Below are 6414 nucleotides of genomic sequence, written 5' to 3'. Positions count from 1 at the left end.
TTCGTAATCGATCGAGATTTCCGGCTGGGTGATGATCGGCAGACTGCCGACGACGGGATAAACCTGATTGGCCGTGTTGAACGAGGCGTTGGTGTAATAGACCGGCACGGCCACCGTATCCGCGGCGCCGGATTTCACGCCGCGCGCGACATTGAAATAGGCGGTGATATTGTCATTGAACTTGTAGGAGGGATTGATCAGGAAGGAAATCGAATTGGTGTCCTGGACTCCGGCCTGAAAGAAATTCGTGCCGCCGATTTCCGAGATGATGTAATTGGTGCGCACATTGGTCAGGTTGGGCGCGAGCGTCGCGCCGCCGAAATAATAGCCATGGTCCGAAGCCGTGCGGTCTTCATAGGAATCGCGCAGGCCGAAGGTCAGGGCGGCGTGTTCGTCGTAGTGATAGGTGCCCTGGCCGAAGGCGGCGAGCGTGGTGATGCCCGCCTGGCCGTAGAGATCGGCTTCGACGCCATTGAGGATGTTGGAGGCATTGAGACCTTTGTTGGTCGTATTCCGTTGCAGCAGGCCGACCGCGTCGGGGCCGTACTGCTGGCGATCGTTGGAAGTGATCAGCTCGCGCAGGAAGTAGGTTCCGGCCGTCCAGTCGAATTTCTCGCCGGTCGGCGACGACAGACGCAATTCCTGCGAATATTGGTTGGCGCCGACGTCATAGCCCTGGATGTTGTTGTCGTATTGCTGGATGCCGTAATTGCCATCGCTGTTATTGGGATGGAAATCGAAGTGAGCGAAAGCCGAGACGGAGGTCAGCGTCAAATTGCCGACATTCCAGTTCAACTCGTTCGATACGAGGTCAGTGTGCGTGAGGATGCTGCCGATATTGGTATAGACCGTGGCGAAGGGTTGCGGCGCGATGCGCGAGGCATATTGCGGATAGAGCCAGGCCAGCGCCTGCTGCGGATTGTCGAAGGTTTTTTTGACCCCCGATGGATCGGTCGCGGAGATAGTGCGCGGCTGCCCGCTGAAATCGGTGACCCAGCCGTCGTTCCAGGTGCCGTTGCTGTTGTTGGTTTCGTTAGTGGCGGCATGTTCATATTTGAAGCGATCGGTGACGTCGCCGAAGGTTCCGAGCAATTGCCCGCGTATGCCCCAGCGATCGGTGTCCTGGCCCTTTAAATTGGTGTTGCCGTATAGATTGGGCAGCCAGCCGTCCTGCTTGGCTCCCATCACCGAAATGCGATAGGCGATCGTGTCGGGGATCAGCGGGCCGGTGGTGGTGAAGGTTTCCTCGACCAACCGACGGCTGCCAAGGGTGGTTTCGGTCGTCGTTTGAGGCGTGAAGCTCGGCAGGTTGTTGCTGAGGATCACCGCGCCGGTGGTGGTGTTCTTGCCCAGCAGCGTGCCTTGCGGACCGCGCGCGACCTGAACCGAATTGACGTCGTAGAGTTGCAGCCAGGAAAACCCGATATAAGACAAGAACACATTGTCGATGATGAGGCCGACGTCGCCTTCCGAGCCGTCGGCGCCGCCGGAGATGCCGGTGACGCCGCGAAGACCATTCGCGCCGGTGCGCGGATTGGCGATGGCCGGCGTGAAGCTCGGAATGCGTTGAACGACGTCCGACCATTTCTCGACATGCTGTTCATCGATTTTCTTTTCGCCTATTGCGGAAATCGGCAGGGGCACGTCCTGGTCCTTCTCAGCGCGGTCGCGCGCAGTGATGACAACTTCGTCGATCTCCGCCTGAGCGATCGGGGGGGCCGAAGCCTGGACCGCGGCTGGCGCGGGCGCTGCGGCGGCCGCAGGCTGCGCCTGTTGCGCCTGAGCCGCGAAGCTCAGCCCGAGAGCAGGAAGCGCCACGGCGCCGCCGAGCAAGGCGATGGGCAAAGCTCGGACGCTGGACAACAGCGCCTGCCGGCGCCGGGCGATTGAATTACGCATCATGTGACCCCTGAATGAAGTGTGCGATCTACCGGCACTTGCGAGGATTCGGCCGGCCGTGTTTTTGATTGGAAATTTATCCTATAGATTTAATATGTTTTTTGCCAGCGCAACGAGTCAACCGGGGCCGCCGAAAAAACAACATGAATATTTGATTAACGAATGCGGCGTTGCGAAAAAATCACAATCCGGTCATTCGAGCGCCACATGCAATCTGGCGCCAAAAACGGCGAAAAAGCCGCCTGTGTCCCGCAACGGTCAGTTTAAGAACCCACATTTCGTGAAACCGCGCCCGTTTGGAATAAATTTTCGTCATCAGCCTGTTTTGAGCGCCGCCCCCGCGTCGGGCCATCGGCGGCGCCTCGAAAAAAACGCGCATCTGGCGCCAAATCGGCATTGTCAACCCGATTGAATCCTTTTATTCCTATCGATTAAATAGGTATTAAGGGCGGAATCGTCCACCCTGTCCGCTTGCGGAAAGCGACAATTGAAGAGGTGAGAAACTGGCGATGACAACGAATAAATCGAAGGCCCTGGTGGCCGTTCTGCTCAGCTTCACGTCTGCCACCGCCCTCTGGGCGTTCGAGAGATCTGCTTACGCCCAATCCGCGCCGCCGCAACCGGCTGCCGAGACGCCGGAACAGGCCGCAGCCGCAGCGCGGGCGGCTTCCGTCAAGGCGCTCGCCGCTTCCGCCGAGGCGCTGAACGTTCTGGCCAAGGCGCTGGCCGCTTTGCCCGTGTCCGCCGACCCGACGGCGGCTCAGGCCGAGGCGCCCGCCGCCGCGCCGAAGACCTCTGCCGCCTTGGCGTCTTCGGGCGCGGCATTGCTGGCCGCATCGAGAGGCAATTCGGCTGCGCCCGCCGCCACGCCCGTTCCGGCTCACGCTCCCGCGTCAGTCGCCGCCGCGCCCGCTCCGACGCCGGCTCCAGTCGCCGCCGCGGTCAACGTGGCCCCGGCGGCGCCCACCGCCATCGCCGCCTCGCCCGCTCCGACGCCGGCGCACTGGTCCAATCTGCCGGTCGTCGCGCCCGCCGTGCCGCAAGTCGCGCAGAAGGATTGGGTTCGCAATCCGATCGACGCCTTCGTTCTCGCGAAGATCGAGGCCAAGGGCCTGAAGCCTTCGCCTGAAGCCGACCGCGCCGCATATATCCGTCGCGCCACGCTTGACGTCTGGGGCCTGCTGCCGTCGCCTGAAGAGGTCACCGCTTTCGTCGACGACAACTCGCCGGACGCCTATGAGAAGCTGGCCGACCGGCTGCTGGCCTCGCCGCATTATGGCGAGCGTCAGGCGCGCCGCTGGCTCGATCTCGCCCGCTACGCCGACAGCGCCGGCTTCCAGGGCGATGCGACGCGCGAAAATTACTATCGCTACCGCGATTATGTGATCAACGCCTTCAACTCGGACAAGCCCTACGACATCTTCCTCAAGGAGCAGCTGGCTGGCGACGAACTTTTCCCCAACGATCAGAACGCGCATATCGCCACGGGTTTCCTGACCGGCTATCCGGACAATCCCAACTCGCGCGATCTGGTTGAGAGAAAGTTCCAGATCACCACCGACATGGTCGATACGGTGGGCTCCTCCATTCTCGGTTCGACGGTCGGTTGCGCGCGCTGCCACAACCACAAGACCGACAAGTTCACGATGAAGGACTATTATTCGCTGCAGGCCTTCTTCGCCAACACCTCAACGACCGAGGACTTTCCGGTCCAGAAGAAAGGTCCCGCTGAAGAGAACTACCTGAAGAACCTTCAGAAATATCTGGATACGGTCAAGGAAATCCAGGACCGGCGCGCCGAGTTGCTGGCGCCGGTGAAGGACGCGGCGTTCACCTATCACAAGGAGCGCTATCTCACCGACAGCCGCGAGGCGATCTTCAAGCCGGAGAAGGACTGGACGCCGCGCGATCGCTGGGTGAACCACCGTCTGGTGAACCACAACGTCACCAACGACGACATCATCGGCGCCGCCTATCTGCGCTATGTCGCCGAGGACAAGGAGGCCCCCGGGTTCGGTTACGAAGCCAAGGCGCGCTGGGAGGAATACCAGCGGCTGACCACGGATTTGAAAAAATTCGATAACCAGAAGCCCGCCAGGGGCTCGGTGACCTTCACCGGCGTCGAAGAACTCGGCCGTCCCGACGCGCCGCCGACCTTCATCTTCTCCGGCGGCAACCATGAACGCCCGACCGAGGAAGTGCAGCCGGCCTTCCCGGCCAATCTGACCGACCAGGCGCCGGTCATCACGCCTACCGCCACTTCGTCGGGCCGCCGTTCGGCTTTGGCGAACTGGATCGCCAGCCGGGAAAATCCGCTCACCTCGCGCGTCTACGCCAACCGGATCTGGAGCCAGTATTTCTCGACCGGCATCGTGCGCACGGTCAATGATTTCGGCAAGGCCGGCGATCGCCCGACCAACCAGGAACTGCTCGACTATCTGGCCGATTCTTTCTCCAAGAACGGCTGGAGCGTGAAGGGGCTGCATCGCCAGATCCTGCTGTCCAGCACCTATCGGCAGTCCTCCGATTATCGCCCGGAGGTCGCGAAAGCCGACCCGGATAACAAGCTGCTCGCGGTGTTCCCGCGCCAGCGTCTGGAAGCCGAGGAAATTCGTGATGCTCTCCTGGTCGCTTCCGGCAAGCTCGAGGATCGCGTCGGCGGCCCGAGCGTATACCCGCCGGTTCCGGCCAATCTTGGCGCCGCCCCGGCCGCCTGGACGGTGTCGAAGAACCAGAAGGACTGGTATCGCCGCAGCCTCTACATCTTCACCCGCCGCAGCGTTCCCTATCCGCTGCTCGAAGCCTTCAACGCGCCCAACACCCAGCAGGTGCATGCCACCCGCGAAGTGACGACGACGCCGCTGCAGGCGCTGACGCTGATCAATGACGAAACGGTGTTCCAATTGTCCCAGGCCATCGCCGGCCGCGTCATCCACGAAGCCGGAAGCGACGAGAACGCCGAGTTCACCCGTCTGTTCGAGATCCTGTTCAGCCGCAATCCCGACGATTTCGAGAAAGCGGCTTTGGCGAGGTTCCTCGACGATCACCAGAAGGTTCTCACCAAGAGAATTCTCGACGGCAAGTTCAGCCTCGCCGAGCCGATCGCGCTGAAGGACGACGAATTGAGCAATCCGATCCGTCAAGCCGCCTTTGTCGATCTGGTCCACACCGTCGTGAACTCGAACGACTTCGTTTATCGCTTCTGATTTTTCGAAAATTCCAAAAAGGACCAACATCATGTCAATCCAATCACGACGCCAGATGCTGTTTCGCACGACTCTCGGGGTGGGGGGCCTCACCCTCAGTTCGGTGATGCCGGGCGGCGGCATTTTCGCCGCCAGCGCGGCGGAGCTTGCCGATCCGCTGGCGCCCAAGGATCCCCATTTCGCCGCCAAGGCCAAATCGGTGATCTGGCTGCACATGGACGGCGCGCCCTCGACGCTCGACCTGTTCGATTACAAGCCCGAACTGATCCGTCTTGCCGGACAGGAAACGCCCGCCTCGTTCCTGAATGGCATCAAGACCTCGACCCAGGGCGGCGTCGGTAAATTGTTCGCCTCCAATCGCAGCTGGAAACAATATGGCCAGAGCGGCGCCTGGTTCTCCGATCTGGTTCCCAACATCGCCCAGCACGCCGACAAGATCGCCTTCATCAAGGACAGCAAGACGGTCGGCGCAACGCACGACATTTCGATCCTGAAACTCAACACCGGCGACGTGCAGCCGGGCCGTCCGTCGCTCGGCGCCTGGATTTCCTATGCGCTGGGTTCGGCCAATCCCGACCTGCCGTCCTATGTCGTGCTCTATGACGGCAATCGCGAACCGACCGGCGGTTCTGTGAACTGGAGCTCCGGCTTCCTGCCGGCGGTCTATCAGGGCACGGCCTTCCGTCCCGGCGATTCGCCGATCATCGATCTGGATCATCCGGAACTGGTTTCCGATCCGCAGCAGCGCGAGGAGCTGAACCTGCTGAAGGCCCTGAATGATCACCGTGGGACCCTGCGTCCCGAAGACACCGAACTGCAGGCTCGCGCGCGTTCCTACGAACTCGCCTATCGCATGGAGAAATCGGCGCCGGAGGCGATCGACCTGTCCAAGGAAAGCGACGCCACCAAGGAAGCCTATGGCCTCAACGACCCGGTGGCGAAAGCCTATGGCACCAATCTGCTGCGCGCCCGTCGTCTCGTCGAGCGCGGCGTTCGCTTCATTCAGGTGGTGTCCGGTCCCGCTGGAACCGGAACCGGCGACGTGCGCAATTGGGACGCGCATTCCGGCCTTGAAAAGAACCACGGCCCGCATGCGCGGGCGGTGGACAAGCCGATCGCCGGTCTCCTCCAGGATCTGAAGGATCGCGGCCTGCTCGACACCACCCTGGTGGTCTGGACGTCGGAATTCGGACGCACCTCCTACGGCCAGTCCGGCGACGGCCGCGACCACAATCCGTGGGGCTATACGCAATGGCTGGCGGGCGGCGGCTCCAAGGCCGGCTACACCCATGGCGCGACGGACGAAATC

The 6414-nt window shown here is 61.6% G+C and carries 4 protein-coding genes; 3 read left to right on the top strand and 1 reads right to left on the bottom strand.

Annotated elements, in window-relative coordinates; all coding sequences use genetic code 11:
- Nucleotides 1-1899 (bottom strand): TonB-dependent receptor plug domain-containing protein (locus ACLP2E_RS05415; RefSeq protein ID WP_442465359.1); only part of this gene is annotated, 1899 nt, incomplete at its 3' end.
- A gap of 58 nt (nucleotides 1900-1957) precedes the next feature.
- On the opposite strand from ACLP2E_RS05415, the gene ACLP2E_RS05410 reads away from it, so the two are divergent.
- From ACLP2E_RS05410 to ACLP2E_RS05400, 3 genes are all read left to right on the top strand, one after another.
- On the top strand, nucleotides 1958-2311 hold the full coding sequence (locus ACLP2E_RS05410; RefSeq protein ID WP_442465358.1) for a hypothetical protein: 354 nt from the start codon (nucleotides 1958-1960) through the stop codon (nucleotides 2309-2311).
- A gap of 97 nt (nucleotides 2312-2408) precedes the next feature.
- Nucleotides 2409-5105, top strand: a complete 2697-nt coding sequence (locus ACLP2E_RS05405; RefSeq protein WP_442465357.1) for a DUF1549 and DUF1553 domain-containing protein — start codon at nucleotides 2409-2411, stop codon at nucleotides 5103-5105.
- A gap of 31 nt (nucleotides 5106-5136) precedes the next feature.
- Nucleotides 5137-6414 (top strand): DUF1501 domain-containing protein (locus ACLP2E_RS05400; protein WP_442465356.1); only part of this gene is annotated, 1278 nt, incomplete at its 3' end.

The sequence above is a fragment of the Rhodoblastus sp. genome, assembly GCF_052145335.1.
GTDB lineage: Bacteria > Pseudomonadota > Alphaproteobacteria > Rhizobiales > Beijerinckiaceae > Rhodoblastus.
Note: the sequence above shows the minus strand (reverse complement) of the source record. Positions and strands in the feature narration are given on the sequence as shown.

Coding starts and splice junctions, on each gene's coding strand:
- ACLP2E_RS05405 (WP_442465357.1), top strand. CDS start 2,409: ATGACAACGAATAAATCGAAGGCCCTGGTGGCCGTTCTGCTCAGCTTC.